At 66.6% G+C, this 15,603-nt stretch carries 15 protein-coding genes and 1 riboswitch; of the genes, 3 read left to right on the top strand and 12 right to left on the bottom strand.

All coding sequences use genetic code 11. The features are described 5' to 3' along the window. Positions 1 to 27: 27 nt before the first annotated feature. A complete protein-coding gene (locus HTS88_RS03300) occupies positions 28 to 1,329 on the bottom strand; it encodes an ABC transporter substrate-binding protein (protein WP_174175456.1) in 1,302 nt (433 codons plus the stop codon). An 88-nt stretch (positions 1,330 to 1,417) separates the two neighbouring features. On the opposite strand from HTS88_RS03300, the gene HTS88_RS03295 reads away from it, so the two are divergent. Then, positions 1,418 to 3,694 carry a hypothetical protein gene (locus tag HTS88_RS03295; RefSeq protein ID WP_425515549.1) on the top strand — a complete coding sequence of 759 codons (2,277 nt, stop codon included), beginning with the start codon at positions 1,418 to 1,420 and terminating at the stop codon, positions 3,692 to 3,694. A gap of 59 nt (positions 3,695 to 3,753) precedes the next feature. Here the strand turns inward: HTS88_RS03295 and HTS88_RS03290 are convergent, their stop codons facing one another. The 10 genes from HTS88_RS03290 to glyA all read right to left on the bottom strand — a co-directional run bounded on the left by HTS88_RS03290 (position 3,754) and on the right by glyA (position 13,227). Continuing rightward, positions 3,754 to 4,839: a YihY/virulence factor BrkB family protein gene (locus HTS88_RS03290; protein ID WP_174175454.1), complete on the bottom strand. Its 1,086-nt coding sequence runs from the start codon at positions 4,837 to 4,839 to the stop codon at positions 3,754 to 3,756. Positions 4,840 to 4,876: 37 nt separating this feature from the next. After that, entirely contained in the window at positions 4,877 to 5,596 is a 720-nt protein-coding gene (locus HTS88_RS03285) for a 2'-5' RNA ligase family protein (RefSeq protein WP_246255927.1), read from the bottom strand. Between the two features lie 4 nt (positions 5,597 to 5,600). Beyond that, a complete protein-coding gene (trpS, locus tag HTS88_RS03280) occupies positions 5,601 to 6,644 on the bottom strand; it encodes a tryptophan--tRNA ligase (protein ID WP_174175452.1) in 1,044 nt (347 codons plus the stop codon). A gap of 21 nt (positions 6,645 to 6,665) precedes the next feature. Beyond that, positions 6,666 to 7,499, bottom strand: coding sequence for an exodeoxyribonuclease III (locus HTS88_RS03275; RefSeq protein ID WP_174175450.1), 834 nt, complete (start codon positions 7,497 to 7,499; stop codon positions 6,666 to 6,668). A 10-nt stretch (positions 7,500 to 7,509) separates the two neighbouring features. Beyond that, positions 7,510 to 8,070 (bottom strand): hypothetical protein, encoded by a 561-nt coding sequence (locus HTS88_RS03270; RefSeq protein ID WP_104185417.1) that lies wholly within the window; start codon positions 8,068 to 8,070, stop codon positions 7,510 to 7,512. 126 nt (positions 8,071 to 8,196) lie between these two features. Continuing rightward, positions 8,197 to 9,030, bottom strand: coding sequence for an ABC transporter permease (locus tag HTS88_RS03265; RefSeq protein ID WP_174175448.1), 834 nt, complete (start codon positions 9,028 to 9,030; stop codon positions 8,197 to 8,199). Next, a complete protein-coding gene (locus tag HTS88_RS03260) occupies positions 9,027 to 9,872 on the bottom strand; it encodes an ABC transporter permease (protein WP_174175446.1) in 846 nt (281 codons plus the stop codon). The genes HTS88_RS03265 and HTS88_RS03260 overlap by 4 nt, the downstream gene beginning before the upstream one ends. After that, complete coding sequence (locus HTS88_RS03255; RefSeq protein ID WP_174175670.1) at positions 9,865 to 10,845, bottom strand: ABC transporter ATP-binding protein; 981 nt, start codon at positions 10,843 to 10,845, stop codon at positions 9,865 to 9,867. Before HTS88_RS03255 ends, HTS88_RS03260 begins: the two co-directional genes overlap by 8 nt. A gap of 158 nt (positions 10,846 to 11,003) precedes the next feature. Next, entirely contained in the window at positions 11,004 to 11,927 is a 924-nt protein-coding gene (locus HTS88_RS03250) for a bifunctional methylenetetrahydrofolate dehydrogenase/methenyltetrahydrofolate cyclohydrolase (protein ID WP_174175444.1), read from the bottom strand. Between the two features lie 4 nt (positions 11,928 to 11,931). Further along, positions 11,932 to 13,227, bottom strand: coding sequence for a serine hydroxymethyltransferase (gene glyA, locus HTS88_RS03245; RefSeq protein WP_174175442.1), 1,296 nt, complete (start codon positions 13,225 to 13,227; stop codon positions 11,932 to 11,934). A gap of 149 nt (positions 13,228 to 13,376) precedes the next feature. Further along, positions 13,377 to 13,462: riboswitch (ZMP/ZTP riboswitch) on the bottom strand. A 43-nt stretch (positions 13,463 to 13,505) separates the two neighbouring features. On the opposite strand from glyA, the gene purU reads away from it, so the two are divergent. Beyond that, positions 13,506 to 14,366 (top strand): formyltetrahydrofolate deformylase, encoded by an 861-nt coding sequence (gene purU, locus HTS88_RS03240; RefSeq protein ID WP_174175440.1) that lies wholly within the window; start codon positions 13,506 to 13,508, stop codon positions 14,364 to 14,366. A 33-nt stretch (positions 14,367 to 14,399) separates the two neighbouring features. On the opposite strand, the gene HTS88_RS03235 is transcribed toward purU, so the two are convergent. Further along, positions 14,400 to 14,978: a DUF2231 domain-containing protein gene (locus tag HTS88_RS03235; RefSeq protein ID WP_174175438.1), complete on the bottom strand. Its 579-nt coding sequence runs from the start codon at positions 14,976 to 14,978 to the stop codon at positions 14,400 to 14,402. A 103-nt stretch (positions 14,979 to 15,081) separates the two neighbouring features. Between HTS88_RS03235 and HTS88_RS03230 the strand changes: the two genes are divergently transcribed. Then, positions 15,082 to 15,603: a gamma carbonic anhydrase family protein gene (locus HTS88_RS03230; RefSeq protein ID WP_174175436.1), complete on the top strand. Its 522-nt coding sequence runs from the start codon at positions 15,082 to 15,084 to the stop codon at positions 15,601 to 15,603.

Raw genomic sequence — 15,603 nt, 5'->3', positions numbered from 1 at the left:
CTGCCGCCTCCTGCCCGGTTCCGGTGCCTACTTGCCGATTGCGGCGTTGCTTTCGCTGATCCACTGCTCTGCAGCCTTACCAGGCGAGAGCCGCTTGAAGAGGACGTCGGTGTTCATGCGGGCAGTGATCTCGGAGACTGCGGTTGAACCGGTGGGCCCGATGTAGGTGGGGGCGAAGTCCATCTTGCCGATCTGGTCGATGTACTCAGCCTCCACCTTCCCCTGCGGCGTCAACAGGTCCTGGATGGCGGTGCGCATTCCGGAATTGCTGGGAACGCCACGGTCGCTCTGGATGATCTTGGCGGCGGACTCGTTGTTGACCAGGAAGTCCACCAGCTTGGCCGCGGCGTCGGTGTGCTTGCTGCGGGCCGAGATGGTGTAGAACTGCGATGACTGGAGCCAGATGCCCGCGGTGGGTGTTTCGCCGGGGAGTTTGAGCAGCTTCAGGTCGGCGCCGGAGGCCTTGCTGAGCGCGGAGAGCGAGTTGCTCCAGGTGAGCATCATGCCGGCCTGGCCCATGCCCATGAGGGTCTGTTCGGTGCTGACGTTCAACTTCTCTACCGTCTCGGACGCATTTGGCGCCGCCCCGGATTCGCTCAGTTTCAGGGAGTAGTCGAAGTAGTCCTGGACGGTGTCCACCCCCAGGCCCAGCTTGCCGTCCTGGGTGTAGAGCGATTCGCCGCGCTGGCGGGCAAAGGCATCCAGCGAATCGTGGGTCAGGACGGTGGCTGTTCCGTAGGTCCCCTTGGGGCTCTTGGCCGTAATATCCGCGGCGGTCTGCGCGAAGTCGTCCCAGTCCCACGTGCTGTCATCCGGAAGCGGGACCCCGGCTGCGGCGAAAACAGCAGGATTGACCACAATGGCGAGGGCGTTGGCACCGGTGGAGACCCCGTATTGCGTGCCCCGGACCTGGCCGTTTTCCAGCGCTCCCGGATCCATCGCGGACAGGTCCAATGCCCCACTGACCTTGGACAGATCCAGGAGTGCGCCGCGGTTGGCGTACTCGGCGGGATAGGCGCCGCCCATCGTGATGACGTCGGGGGCGTCGTTGGCGGCCACCTGGGTGGCCAGCTTGTCAAAGTAGCCGCTGATGTCGCCATACTCGGGTTTCACCTTGATGTCCGGGTTGGCGGCCTCGAATTCGGCGATGGCCTTGGTGGTCAGCTGCGCCCGCCCCTCATTGCCCCACCAGGAGAAACGTATCTCAACGGGCCCGTCCTGCGCCTCGTTGGTCGGCGTGCTGGAACAGGCCGCCGTGAGGCTCACCAGGCTTACCGCGGCAATGGCTGCAACTGATCTACGGAATTTCCGGAAAAGGCTACGCTCCATTGGGTATGCTTCCTTCTGGCATCAGAAAACGGTTTCGTGAAACGTATCAAGATGCTGCCGAAGCGTCAACGCCAGGAAGACAGGCACCGTGAGTATTTCCAACAGCACCTACCAGCCGGCGTCCCCGACCTCCGGGGTGTCCGCACGCGGGCCCATTGACAGGAAGGAACTCGTCCGGCGCCACAACGTCCGCCAGCAGGCACTCGACCCGCGGAGCCCTGTGTCCGTAGGTAACGGTGAGTTCGCCTTCACGATGGACCTCACCGGCCTCCAGTCGCTTCCGGATTCCTATCCGGTGGGAGCCAGGGATGAACTGCCGCCGGGAACGCTCCTTGGCACGCAGGCCCAGTGGGGATGGCACGCCACACCGCCCGCCCAGGCCTATGAACTCTCGGGCTCCACGGTCCTCTACGACTCGCCGCGTGGACCGGTGCCCTACGTGGACATGGCGGGCGGCATCGTCAATGACCGCGAAACCGGCACGTCCCCCGCCGAAACGTGGCTGCGGGCCAACCCGCACCGCCTGGATCTGGGACGGATCGGCTTCAGGCTGGTGGATGCGGGAGGAGACCGTGCCCTTTCCGAAGGGGACGTCGACGACGCCGAGCAGACGCTCGACCTCTGGACGGGGACAGTCACGAGCCGCTTCACCCTGGCCGGCCACCCGGTGACGGTCATGACGGCGTGCCACCCCGAACGCGACGAACTCGGCATCCGTGTAGAGTCCCCGGGCCTCCAAGGCCGCCTGGCCATCACCATCGACTTCCCCTACGGCTCGGAGGCGTGGCACGACGCCGCGGACTGGACCAGCCCGGACTCCCATACCACCACGCTCGGGGACCCGGCCGCCTCCGGCCTGCATGCCGGATCCACCGCCTGGACCGCCCACCGTGAGCTGGATGCTTCCCGCTACCAGGTTGTGATCACCGGACGTGGCCTCACCGTGCTGCAGACCGGACAGCACCGTCTCCGGATAAGCCCCAACCCGGGCAGCAGTGGGAGCCAGGGAGTGATGGACGTGGCTGTTGCCTTCGTCTCCGCCGGGGAGGGGGACTGCGTGCCCCGCGGTGCAACCGGTGCCGCCTTGGCCGCCGCCAGGCCGGGCGCCGGCACGGCAGCCGGGACCGCCGTCGTGCTTTCCGGCACGGCCCGCCCGGCAGCGGGCAGCAGCGTGGCAGCTGCCTCGGAGGCGTACTGGCCCGGCTTTTGGCTGTCCGGCGGTGCCATCGAGCTTGCCGCGACGGACGACCCCCGGGCGAAGGAGCTGGAACGCAGGATCGTCCTGTCGCAGTACCTGACGGCCATCAACTGCTCCGGGTCCCTGCCTCCCCAGGAAACCGGACTGGTGTGCAATTCCTGGCGCGGGCGCTTCCACCTTGAAATGCACTGGTGGCACGCCGCCCACTTCGCCCACTGGAACCGGGTGGAACACCTGCTCCCGTCGCTGCGCTGGTACTCCACCGTGCTGGAGGGGGCGCGGCAGACCGCCAGGGCGCAGGGTTTCGACGGCGTCCGCTGGCCCAAGCAGGTAGGCCCGGACGGGAGGGAGAGCCCCAGCCCCATCGGCACCTTCCTGGTCTGGCAGCAGCCGCATCCCATCCACCTGGCGGAACTTGCCTACCGTGCCAACCCCAGCCGGGAGGTGCTCGAGGAGTTTGCGGAGATCGTGTTCGAGTCGGCCGCATTCATGGCAAGTTTCGCGCACCGGACGCCGCGGGGCTTTGAGCTGGGTCCGCCCCTGATTCCCGCTCAGGAGAGTTACGGCTCCATCCGGGCGTCCGTCACCAATCCCACCTTCGAACTGGCGTATTGGCAGTGGGCCCTGCGGGTTGCAGCGGCCTGGCGGGACCGGCTGGGGCTCGAGCCCGTTCAGGCGTGGCAGGAGGTTGCCGGCCACCTGGTGAAGCCACGGGTACTGGACGGCTCCTACGCGGCCATTGACGTGGAGCCCTTCACCATCCGGACGGACCATCCCTCCATGCTGTGCGCACTGGGCGTCCTGCCCGAAACAGACCTGATCGACAAGGAGACCATGCGGGCAACGCTCGCCAGCGTCCTTGCCGACTGGGATTGGGACAGCACCTGGGGTTGGGACTATCCGGTGATGGCCATGACCGCCGCGCGCCTTGAGGACCCGGAGGCCGCCGTTAACGCCCTCCTGCTGGGCGCCGGGAAGAACACGGTGCTGGCCAACGGACACAACCGCCAGACAGATTCCCTGCCGGTGTACCTCCCCGGCAACGGCGGGCTGCTGGCCGCTGCCGCCCTGATGGCAGCCGGCTGGGACGGCGGACCGGAGCGGAATGCCCCCGGATTTCCCGCAGGCTGGACTGTGGCATGGGAAGGACTGGTGGCTGCGCCCTAGCAGCCCCAGCGTTCCGGCACCAATTCCGGGCGCCAGGGCGGCAACCGGGGCGGCAGGAATCAGCGCTGCCGCGTGCGCCCGTTGCCCCTGCGCCGGGCAGCTGCGGCACGGGCCGGGCTCTGCATGCCGGCCTCCGCCTGTGCCGGCACTTTGCCCGGCTGCACCGGCACTTTGCCCGGCTGCACCTGCCGGGCGCCCCAGGTTCCCTTCTCGTGGCCGGTGGATGAGGTTCCGTGGTCAGCCTCGCGGACCGCAGACCAGCCCGCGGAAACGAGGTACACCTGGCTCACCAGGTTGAACCAGATCAACAGGCCGATGATGATGGCGAAGGGTGCCAGGAGGGGGTTGCGACCGGCGCCGGCAAGAAGCTCGGTACTGAAGATCTGCAGGACCGTGGTGCCCAGCGCAGCCAGGATGGTGCCCTCCAGCAGTGCGCGGCGCGAGATCTTCAAATTCGCTGCGAGCCGGAACATGATGAGCGCGGTAACCCAGTTCAAAACAAGCGGTACGCCGATTTTGATGGAGGTGCTCAGCGGGCCGGCCAGTGCGTCGTCGAGCCGGAGGAAGTCCGCGACCCATCCCGCGGCCGTGCCGAAGACGAGGGACGCGCCGGCACTGATGACCAGTGCCACGCCCAGCAGCAGCAGGGTTCCGGCGTCGCGCAGTTTGAGGAGGATGGGGTTGACCAGTGACGGGGGCAGTTCCATCACGCCGCGGAGACCGTCCCTCAGGCTGGCAATCCACCGCAGCGACGTATAGACGGTTACGGCTGCCGCGATGGCCGCGGTCCAGCCCAGTCCGTCCGGATTCAGCAGGTCCTGGGGATCAACCAAGCCCTCATTGCCGTTGACTTTCAGGAGTCCCGGAGCGCTCTGCGCCACGCTGCCGATAATGGTCTCCAGCAGCACGGGCTGTCCCCTCAGGACCAGCCCGGCGATGGAAAAGCCGGTTGCGAGGAGGCCGGTGATCGAGAAGAACATATTGAACCCGATGCCGGCACTCATCAGCGGACCGTGCTGGAGGCTGTAGTGCCGGAAGGCACGCATGGGGCGGAGCGCGTTCAGGCGGGCAAGAAGCCACTGGGACATGGCCATTAAACCGGCCACGGGTCCGCCGCCGGCCCTGCGGGCCCTGTTCCATTCCATCCGTTTCTGGATGACGGCCAGCTTCAGGTGGGCATGGTCAGTGGGAAGCGGCTGCTGTCCCGCCTGCTTCGGCTGTGCCCGGGGCGGAATCCGCGGGTCTGGTGCCGTCGTTGTCAGTTTGGGTCCCAAAGTCCAGCTCTTCCCGTAGCTGCCAGATGCCGTTGGCATCGTGCTCGTAAAGTCCCATGCTAACCACGGGGAAGGTGGCCCTGTAGTTCCTCAGCACCGTTTCGGCCTCATCGAGGTTTTCCGGCGCCACATCGTGTGCGATGGTGACGTGCGGGTGGTACGCAAACGGCAGCTCACGGTGGAGGGGGCCCTGCTGGAGTTTTTCGTGGAGGTCAACGCAGTCCTCGAACCCGTCCTCCACGTTGATGAAGACCACCGGGGAAACGGGCCGGAACGTCCCCGTGCCTGCGATGGTGACCTTGAAAGGGCTCTGTTGGCGGGCCACCTCGCGGACATGCTCCAGCGTGCCCTCCCAGTCCCGCGTAGTGGTGGTGGTGACCAGCGTGATGTGGGCCGGCACTACGTCCGCCAGGGGATCGCCGAAGGACGCCCGCCAGCGCTGCAGCTCTTCGGCAATGTCGGCCGGGAACCCCAGGATGACGCCAACGCTGATGTCTTCCGGACGGGACACGGGGCTGGGTGCCGCAGCACGGTGATCCGCAGGGCCCGCGTGGGAACCGCCGGGAGTCCCCGCCACCCGGTGGGTGGCACGGGCAGCTTCCCTTGCCGCGACTTTGCTGGACGACATGGCGCTAACGGACTCCGGCGAGGCTGAGGGACGGGAGGAAGCCCATGCGCTCATACACCTGCGCGAGGGTGACCGAGGCGATCTCGCGGGCGCGTTCGGCGCCGTGTGCGAGCAGCCTGTCCAGTTCCGCAGGATCGGACATCAGCTCGTGGGTGCGGTTCCGCAGCGGCGTAACGAACTCAACCATCACCTCGGCGAGGTCCACTTTGAGGTGGCCGTACATTTTGCCCTGGTATTCGGCTTCGAGCTCAGGGATGGTTTTGCCCGTCAGGGACGAGTAGATGGTCAGCAGGTTGGAGATGCCCGGCTTTTCGTCAGCGTCGAAGCGGATCTCGGTTCCGGCATCGGTCACTGCCGACTTGATGCGCTTGGCCGCAACCTTCGGGTCCTCCAGAAGCTGGATGGCTCCGTTGGGGGACTCCCCCGTCTTGGACATCTTGGCGCTGGGGTTCTGAAGGTCGTAGATCTTGGCGCTTTCCTTGACGATGGTCGCCTCGGGGACAGTGAACGTGTGGCCAAACCGGGTGTTGAAGCGCTGGGCCAGGTTGCGGGTTAGCTCCAGGTGCTGGCGCTGGTCCTCTCCCACTGGCACCAGGTCGGTCTGGTACAGCAGGATGTCCGCGGCCATCAGGGTGGGGTAGGCGAACAGGCCCAGGGTGGCGGCGTCGGCGCCGGACTTCTGGGTCTTGTCCTTGAACTGGGTCATCCGCGAGGCTTCGCCGAATCCGGTGATGCAGTTCAGCGCCCAGGCGAGCTGCGCGTGCTCCGGCACATGGGACTGGACAAAGAAGATGCTCTTGTCCGGGTCGATGCCCGCGGCGATGTACTGGGCGGCCACAATCCGGGTGCGCTTGGCCAGCTCAGCGGGATCGAAATCCACCGTGATGGCGTGCAGGTCCGGAATGAAGAAGACGGCGTCATACTCCGCCTGCATGTCAACCCAGTTCCGGACGGCGCCGATGTAGTTGCCCAGGTGCAGGGAGTCGGCCGTGGGCTTGGCGCCGGAGAGGATGCGCTTCTTGGTTGCCGGGGAGATCTGGCTAGTCATGGGAGGGGAAACCTTCGGGGCTCAGAGCTGGTAGTCCACTACCAGCGGGGCATGGTCGGAGAAGCGGGTGTCCCACGAGGGTGCCCGGTCAACAACGGCGGAGATGGCGGCCGCCGCCAGGGCCGGGGTGGCCAGGTGGTAATCAATGCGCCAGCCGGTGTCGTTGTCGAACGCCTTACCGCGCTGGGACCACCACGTGTAGGGACCGTCCACGTGGCCGGCCAGGTTGCGGTGGACGTCCTGCCAGCCGATCTCCTCGCCGAAGAACCGGTCAAAATAGGCGCGCTCCTCCGGCAGGTGGCCCGCCTTCTTGAGGTTGGCCTTCGAGTTGCGGATGTCCAGCGGGGTGTGGGCCACGTTGAGGTCACCCACCACCAGGGCGTGGTCGCTGTGCTTGGCCAGCTCCGGCAGCCGCGTGGTCATGACATCCAGGAACCTGAACTTGTCATCCTGCTTGGGCGTGCCCACTTCACCGGAGTGGACATAGGCACTCGCAACAGTGAGCTGGACGGGGTGGCCGGCGGCATCGGCGAAACGGAAATCCGCTTCCACCCAGCGTCCGGCCGTGGCAAAGTAATCGTCGCCAATGCCGTTACGGGTTGCCAGGGGTTCGTCCCGGGAAGCGATTGCGACGCCGGCGCGGCCTTTGGCCTCAGCCTCGGCGTGCAGGATGTGCCACCCTTCGCCCAGCAGCTGCCGGACGATTGCGTCAGGGGCGCGGACTTCCTGCAGGCAGAGGATGTCCACTCCGCGCGGCTCCAGCCACGCCGCCATTCCGTTTTTGTAGGCAGCCCGGAGGCCGTTGACATTAACGGACGCGATGCGAAGGTGGTCCTTCTTCAATGCCGAGATCACCCGCTCCACTCTAGTCGATGATGGTTCCGGTGACCGGCTCTCCACTGCCGCCCGAGGACTTGATCATGTCGCGTGCATTGGTGGCCGTGATCTCAATGGTTTCCAGGGCCCGGTTGATGGTGTCCTGGTTGGCAGCGGCGCCCTTGGCGCGCTCCTCTTCCACCACGCGGATCTGCACCTGGACGATCTTGAACGAGTGGTCCAGCTTCAGGTCACGGACCTCGTCCGCCTGGCTGCGCTCGGCAACCACCCGGGTTCCGCCCTGGTCGGCCGAGGCGTACGGGCCGCGCCCTGCAGCGGTGCTGAAGGCGTTCTGGGCTTCCGTCAGCTTGGCTCCTGCCTTCTTGGCGGCCTTCTGGATGCTGAAGACAACAAAGCAGGCGAGCGCCAGCCAGAAGGCGGCGATGATGGCAACAACCCAGCCCACGACGTCGTTTTGGTTGGCCGCGAAGATGACGGCCACAACGAAGGCGGTGACGAGGACCATCAGTCCCGGCCCGCTGATGCGGAACATGGAGAATCCGCCCCTGGCGGGTTTGGAGGATGACTTGGAACTGCCCAGAGATTGCATGCACCCATTCTCTCAAATGCCGGAGTATGCTCCCGCCGCCTTCCACCCGCGGCGAACAGACCCAAGTGAGTAGCAGCAGATGTCCTTTAGATCCCTCTAAACGACATCTGCTGCTACCTAGTTGGGCTACTTAAGGAAAAGCTGCCGCAGCCGGAGAGTCGTGAGCAGCATGCCGGCGGCGGTCATCACCAGGTAGTGGCCGATGTGGACGGGGGTGGCAGCGGTGAAGGCGCCCACGCTGATCTGGCGCAGCAGTTCGACGCCGTGCCAGAGCGGCATGGCCTGGATCAGCCACTGGATGGGCTGCGGGTAGACGCTCAGTGGGTAGAAGGTGGCGCTGAACAGGAACATGGGCAGCATCACGAAGTTGACCCAGTCCATCTGCTGGAAGGTCTTCAGGAAACTGGTGATCCCCATCCCGATGCTCGCGAACCCGAAGGCGATCAGCACGGAGGCAGGCACCATCAGGAGCGCCCAGGGTGTGGTGATCAATCCCATGACCCCCATCACCGCCGTGAAACCCATGGCGTAGAGCAGGCCGCGCAGGAGCGCCAGGAAGATCTCCCCGAGGGCAACGTCCAGCGGCCCCAGCGAGGTGTACAGCATGCCCTGGTACAGCTTCGCGAAGTTCATTTTGAAGAACACGTTCCAGGTGGAGTCGTAGACCGCGCCGTTCATCGCCGAGACTGCCAGCAGGGCCGGGGCAATGTATGCGGCGTAGCTGATCTCCCCGCCGCCTGGGCCCTGGACGGAGCCGACGATTGCGCCGAGCCCCACCCCCATGGAGATGAGGAACAGGACCGGCTCGAAGAACCCGGAGAGCATCACCAGCCAGTTTGTGCTCCGGGTGGCCAGCAGGCCGCGCGAAATGACGGCCCTGGCGTTGCGCGAATACAGCGGCCCGAACGTCCTGCTGCGGGCCTGGTCCGGCGCGCTTTTCACCGGCAGCCCGGCGCTCACTTGCCCATCCTTGCCGCGAACTGCCGCCGGGTCAGGAACCAGCCCAGCACCGCCAGGGCCACGAGCACCACCGCGTGGAGGACGGTGAGCAGCGGCGGCTGCTGGTACCCGTAGCTGAACACCCGTCCCAGTTCGGTGCCATGCCAGATGGGCGAGATCCAGCCCACCCAGCGCACCGCCAGGGGAAGGCTGTCCAGCGGAAAGAAGGTCCCGGAGAACAGGAAGAGCGGCATCACGATAAACCGCATCACCAGCGCAAACTGGCCCTTGTCCTCGGTGATGGAGGCCGAGTACGCCATCAGCGGCAGGCCAAAGGAAAGGCCCGCGAGCGTTGCCACCAGGATGGTGGCCCAGCCCCAGCCGCCGGGCGCGGCACCGAAAAGGACAACGGCGGCGAAGTAGACGGCGGACTGCAGCAGGAGGCGCAGGGTCACCGCCATGATGTGGCCCGCCGCGATCTGCTGGGGAGTCAGCGGCGAGGCGTGCGGCCCGTAGTAGGTGCGGCGCCATTTGAACCCGTCCATCACGGGGAACGTGAACTCGTTGGTGGCCGTCATGACAGACGCGGACACCAGCAGCGCCGGGCCCACGAAGGTCACGTAGCCCACTCCCCCGAAGGCCTCCGCGCCTTGCGCGTCTACAAGGGTGGCCAGGCCCACGCCCATGGCAAACAGGTACGCCACCGGGTGGCCCACGCTGTACATGATGATGGACCAGCCGTAGCCCTTCATCACCCGCAGGACCTGCTCGGCGTAGTAGAACGCGCCCCACCGCCGTGCCCTGGCAGCCGCAATGTCCGGGCTGTGGGCCCGCAACGCCTCCCTTGCCGTGCCGTCAGTCAACAAGGCTTCTGCCCGTCAACCGCAGGAACACGTCCTCCAGCGAGGACCTCCGCACCAGCGATGTCAGCGGCCGCAGGCCGCGGGACGCCACCTGCTCAAGGGCGGACTCGCCGTCGTGCGCATAGATCAGCACCCGGTCCGGGAGGACTTCCAGCCGCTCCCCGATGCCCTGCAGTTCCGAGGCGATGGTGGTGTTCCGCTCGGATCCGAACCGCAGCTCAACCACCTCGCGGGTGGAGTGCTCGCGGATCAGCTGCGCGGGCGATCCCTCAGCCATGATCCTGCCCTTGTCCACCACGATCAGCCGGTCGCAAAGCTGCTCGGCCTCGTCCATGTAGTGGGTCGTCAGGATAAGGGTGACGCCCTGTTCCTTCAGCCGGAACAGGCGGTCCCAGAGGATGTGCCGGGCCTGTGGATCCAGCCCGGTGGTGGGTTCGTCCAGCAAAAGGATCCGTGGTTCGTTGATGAGCGAGCGGGCGATGGTCAGCCGCCGTTTCATGCCGCCGGACAGCGCGTCCACTTTGGACTTCGCCTTGTCCGTCAGCTGGGCGAATTCCAGCAGCTCATCGGCTTTCGGCTTCAGGTAGCTCATGGGCAGGCCGAAGTACCGGCCGTAGACCAGGAGGTTGTCGCGGACCCGAAGTTCCTCGTCCAGGTTGTCCTGCTGCGGCACCACGCCCAGGTGCGCCCGCACCTCGGGCCCGTGCGAGTCGGGGTCGAGGCCCATGATGTGGAGGGCGCCGGAGGTGCGCCGGGTGACTCCGCCGATCATCTTCATGGTGGTGGACTTGCCGGCGCCGTTGGGCCCCAGCAGGCCGAACGACTCCCCCGCGGGGACGCTGAACGAAATGCCGTCCACGGCGGCAACGTCGCCGTAGGTCTTGGTCAGGTTTTCTGCCGTGATGACGGTGGGGCGGGCTTCGGTGGGTGGCTCATCGGCTGGCTGGACGGCGCCGGTTGCGCCGGAGGACATGGTGGCTTTGTTGTGCACCCTCCGCAGACTAGTAGAGCCGGCGGGCAGGTGGAAGGGGACTTCCACTTCTGCGCTCAAGCTTTTCGCTTAAAGGACGACGGCGGTACTGCACCTTTGTCCAACAAGGTGCGGTACCGCCGTCGGGCGATGAAACGGGGCTACCTGGCGGCGGCCGGGCCGCTTGCCTGCGCCGCCTGGCGTTCGGCGGCTTCCACCACGTTGGTCATCAGCAGCGCCACGGTCATGGGACCGACGCCTCCGGGGTTTGGCGAAATCCACCCGGCAACCTCGGCAGCGGCGGGATCGATGTCGCCGAAGACCTTGCTCTTGCCGGTTTCGGGGTCGGCTTCGCGGGTGACGCCGACGTCGAGCACGGCGGCACCCGGCTTCACGTCCGCAGCCTTGACGATGTGCTTGGCTCCCGCCGCGCCCACGATCACGTCCGCCTGCCGCAGCAGCTCCGACAGGTTCTTGGTGCCGGTGTGCGTCAGGGTCACGGTGGCGTTTACGGCGCGCCGGGTGAGCAGCAGTCCGATCGAGCGGCCGATCGTGACGCCGCGGCCCACCACCACCACGTGCTTGCCGGCGAGGCTGAAGCCGTTGCGCTCCAGGAGCTCGATGACGCCGCGGGGCGTGCACGGAAGCGGTGAAATGATCTCCCCGTTGACGTTGAGCACCAGTCGGCCAAGGTTGGTGGGGTGGAGTCCGTCCGCGTCCTTGGCCGGGTCGATGCGCTCCAGGATGGCGTCGGTGTCCAGGTGCTTCGGCAGGGGCAGCTGCACGATGTACCCGTGGCAGGCGGGGTCCGCATTGAGCTCGTCAATGAGGGCCTCAACCTGTGCCTGGGTGGCGTCCGCCGGCAGCTCCCGCTGGATCGAGTTCATCCCGATTTCCTCGGACTGCTTGTGCTTCATGGACACGTACAGCTGCGAGGCCGGATCTGCACCCACGAGCACGGTGGCAATGCCGGGAGTGACACCCTTGGCCTTAAGCGCGGCCACGCGTTCAGCCAGCTCGGACTTGATGGCGGCAGCGGCTGCCTTGCCGTCCAGGATCCGTGCGGTCTTGGTCATTTCTGTCATGTGATCACCACTGCTCGTGCTGCGGGTACAGCGGGAAGTCGGCGGCGAGCTTGTCCACGCGGGCCTGCAGGGACTCCACGTCGGCGCTGGTGCCGGCCTTCAGCGCGGTGGCGATGATCTCCGCCACCTCGGTGAACTCGGCGGCGCCGAAGCCGCGGGTGGCCAGCGCCGGGGTGCCGATGCGCAGGCCGGAGGTGACCATCGGCGGGCGGGGGTCGAACGGAACGGCGTTGCGGTTCACGGTGATACCCACCGAGTGCAGGAGGTCCTCGGCCTGCTGGCCGTCCAGCTGCGAGTTGCGCAGGTCAACGAGGACCAGGTGGACGTCCGTTCCGCCGGTGAGGACGGAGACGCCGGCTTCGGCAACATCGGCCTGGTTGAGGCGGTCGGCGATGATCTTGGCACCCTCCAGGACGCGCTCCTGGCGCTCCTTGAACTCTTCGGTGCCGGCGATCTTGAAGGCCACGGCCTTGGCGGCGATGACATGCATGAGCGGGCCGCCCTGCTGGCCAGGGAATACGTTGGAGTTCAGCTTCTTGGCCCACTCCTGCTTGGCCAGGATCACGCCGGAGCGCGGGCCGGCGAGGGTCTTGTGCACGGTGGAGGTGACGACGTCGGAGTGCGGCACCGGGCTGGGGTGCAGGCCGGCGGCAACGAGGCCGGCGAAGTGCGCCATGTCGGTCCAGAGCAGCGCGCCAACCTCGTCCGCGATGGCGCGGAAGGCAGCGAAGTCCAGGTGGCGCGGGTAGGCGGACCAGCCGGCGATGATGACCTGCGGCTTTTCGGCGATGGCCTGCTCGCGGAGCTTGTCCATGTCCACGCGGAAGTTGTCTTCCTCCACCTGGTAGGCAGCCACGTTGTAGAGCTTGCCGGAGAAGTTCAGCTTCATGCCGTGGGTCAGGTGGCCGCCGTGGGCCAGGGACAGGCCCAGGATCTTGTCGCCGGGGGTGATCATGGCGGAGAGTGCAGCGGCGTTGGCCTGGGCACCGGAGTGCGGCTGGACGTTGGCGTACTCGGCGCCGAAGAGGGCCTTGACCCTGTCGATGGCCAGCTGCTCCGCCACGTCAACGTATTCGCAGCCGCCGTAGTAGCGGCGGCCCGGGTAGCCCTCGGCGTACTTGTTGGTGAGGACGGAGCCCTGCGCTTCCATAACGGCGCGGGGGGCGAAGTTCTCGGAGGCGATCATTTCCAGGGTGCCGCGTTGGCGGCCGAGCTCCTGGTCAAGGACTGCTGCGATTTCGGGGTCAAGCTCAGCCAGCGGCTGGTTGCTGACGGCGGTGGTGGAGGTGGCTGTAGTCACGAAAGAACTCCTGGCTAGGCGTACGGGCACTGCTAAGGTCAGGCTACCGGCTGGCGCACCTTCACGCCGCACTGATGACAGCGCGTGGAAGCTGCGGGCATGGCGCTGCGGTACTGACGCAGGTGCAGCCCCAAATCCGGCAAGACATGACCCTCGGCCCAGGCGTACGATCCGTGGTCTTCGTGATTGCCGCTCCCTGGTGGTTAGCCACCCAACGCCAGTTGCGACCCTCCCAGCGTACCAAAACCGGGGGCTGCTGCGCGGGTAGGCTATAGGGCGTGAGTGAAGAGCAGCTGAAGCAAGCGTACGTAGTAACCCTGTCCTGCCCCGACCGCCCGGGAATCGTCCACGCGGTGGCCGGCGCACTGCTGGTCGCGGGATGCAATATTACGGATTCGCAGCAGTACGGCAGCCCCGCCACCGGCAACTTCTTCATGCGGGTGGAGGTGACCACGGCGGCCCCTGCATCAGAGCTCCGGGCAGCTTTGGAGCCGGTCGCCGAAGCCTTTGGCATGCAGTGGAGCCTGAACGCGGTGGGACAGAAGGTCCGTACCCTGGTGATGGCCAGCACCTCCGCCCACTGCCTCAACGACCTGCTCTTCCAGCAGAGGTCCGGGACGCTCCCCATCGAGATACCGGCCATCGTCTCCAACCACCAGGACCTGGCTGGGCTGGCCGAGTTCTACGGCATCCCGTTCCACCACATCCCGGTCACCAGGGACACGAAGGTCCAGGCTGAGGACAAGCTCCGCGCCCTCATCGCCGAGCACGACATCGAGCTGACCGTCCTGGCCCGCTACATGCAGATCCTTTCCGACGAGCTGTGCACCGAACTCACCGGCAAGGCCATCAATATCCACCACTCGTTCCTGCCCTCCTTCAAGGGCGCCAAGCCGTACCACCAGGCCCACGCGCGGGGCGTTAAGCTGATCGGTGCCACAGCGCACTACGTGACGGCGGCACTGGACGAGGGCCCCATCATTGAGCAGGAAGTCATCCGTGTGGACCACGCCCGCACCCCGGAGCAGTTCGTCCAGATGGGCCGGGACGTGGAAGGCCGCACATTGGTCCAGGCCGTCCAGTGGCACGCGGAGCACCGGGTGCTGCTGGACGGAAACCGGACTGTGGTCTTTAACTGACGGGTATGTACACCGCGGGGAGGCGGGCCGGACTTATGGCCGGTCTTCCTGCCGGTCCCTGCCCATGTAGCCGCCGGTGAAGCCTCCCGCAATCAGCACCACTGCCCCGAGCCGCGCGAGCCCGACACCCAGCCTGCGCCTGCCCCGCCGCCGGGCAGCCCAGGACCCGGCGAAGATCAGCACCGCTGACGCGTTCAAGCCGGCATGCACCACGCCAACCCGCTGCGTTTTCCTGTCGGCAAGAGCCCACTCCGCCCATCCGCTCAGCGCTGTGGGCACCGCGGAGATCACGCCGAGTCCAACAAGGCGGGTGGCCGCCCGCTGCGTGCCGGCATCCGGGAACAGATCGAGGAAGACAGCCATGAACCAGGCCCCGAAGGGGACGTCGGTGAGGATAGGGTGCAGCGGTATGCCGGTGGCCTGGCCGTGCAGCACGTTCCGGAGGCGCTCGTTCCGCACGAGCCGTCCGGCCAGCGGCCTGGCCGCGTCAACGGGTATGTCGAGGGCGTTGAGCCGCTCGATGCTTCCCATGAGCTGGCGGAACCGGCTGGTTTTGCCACGCCCGGCCGTCCGCAGGTGCAGGCCCGGAATTCCCGCTTGCCGTAGTTCCATGGGGCCCATCGTAGCCATCGGGACCTGCCCCGTCATTAGGCCCAAGGTCCCCCGGGGAGCGGACATCCGGACGCCGGTGCTCGCGGTGTCCTAGGCTTGGCCCATGGCTCCTCTGTACCCTTTCGCCGGAACCACCCCGGCAGTCCACGAATCCGTATTTGTTGCCCCGACGGCGTCGATCATCGGCAACGCCACCCTCGCCCGGGACTCGAGCGCCTTTTACGGCGTTTCCGTCCGGGCCGATACCGCTGCCATCACTGTGGGCGAAGGCAGCAACCTGCAGGACAACGTGGTGCTGCACGCGGATCCCGGCTTCCCCTGCACGGTGGGCGAACGGGTCAGCGTGGGGCACGCCGCCGTCGTGCATGGCTGCACGGTGGAGGACGACTGCCTGATTGGGATGGGCGCCACCGTCCTCAACGGGGCGGTGATCGGCGCCGGCTCGCTGGTTGCGGCCGGCGCCGTGGTCCTGGAAGGCACGGTGGTGCCGCCCCGCTCGCTGGTGGCCGGAGTTCCGGGCAAGGTCCGCCGGGAACTCACCGAAGAGGAGTACGACGGTGTCCGGGCCAACGCCGCCCGCTACCGCGAGCTGGCCGCCGCCCACCGGGACCTGCACGCCTCCTAG

Source organism: Pseudarthrobacter oxydans, from assembly GCF_013314975.1.
Lineage (GTDB): Bacteria > Actinomycetota > Actinomycetes > Actinomycetales > Micrococcaceae > Arthrobacter > Arthrobacter oxydans.
The sequence above is the reverse complement of the archived record's forward strand: the minus strand, read 5'-3'. Positions and strand labels throughout refer to the sequence as shown.